Source organism: Marinomonas arctica, assembly GCF_003259225.1.
GTDB classification, from domain to species: Bacteria; Pseudomonadota; Gammaproteobacteria; order Pseudomonadales; family Marinomonadaceae; genus Marinomonas; species Marinomonas arctica.
Map to the genome: position 1 here is coordinate 1 of NZ_QHJF01000075.1, position 507 is coordinate 507.

The following is a 507-nucleotide window of genomic DNA, read 5'->3' on the forward strand; positions in this document are numbered from 1 at the left end:
GGATTAAACCGAAATAGGTGTTCGGGTCATACCGAAATGGCTGTTCGGAATGCTCCGAAATACGCAGGCGATTGACCATTTAAGGCTAAGGAAGGTTTTTTCATCCATAATGTCCATCTGTCTTCGTCACCAAGCAGCTCTAGACCCAATTGATAAACCCTTTCATTCAACTCTCTCATTTCAGATGCTTCAACTGCTTCTAAAATAGCGGCATAGGTGTCAGCGGGAACACAGTAAAATACGGGATTACCGTCCTTCATTACAGCAACTGGGCTGCCTTTTGATTCATTCATAACAAGATCAAGACTGCTCTCAATATCATGAATATCAATGCATTTTTCGGCATAATTTTTTCGTTTAGTGCTCATATCTCTTCCCTAACATGACTGATAAGTACAATGACGACCAGCTGGTCCATACCAGCTATCAGGACAAATGAACCTATAGATCATCACTTATCTGCTGCATATGGTCATTCACAGAGCTTTCACAATAACGTCCAGCCTC

At 41.8% G+C, this 507-nt stretch carries 1 protein-coding gene; it reads right to left on the reverse strand.

Translation table 11 applies throughout. The annotated features are described in order from the left end of the window. Positions 1-26 precede the first annotated feature (26 nt). Positions 27-368: an antitoxin Xre/MbcA/ParS toxin-binding domain-containing protein gene (locus DK187_RS20890; protein WP_111609219.1), complete on the reverse strand. Its 342-nt coding sequence runs from the start codon at positions 366-368 to the stop codon at positions 27-29. Between the last annotated feature and the right edge of the window lie 139 nt (positions 369-507).

Excerpts from the sequence above, each read along its gene's own strand:
- DK187_RS20890 (WP_111609219.1), bottom strand. The coding sequence starts at position 368 with ATGAGCACTAAACGAAAAAATTATGCCGAAAAATGCATTGATATTCAT.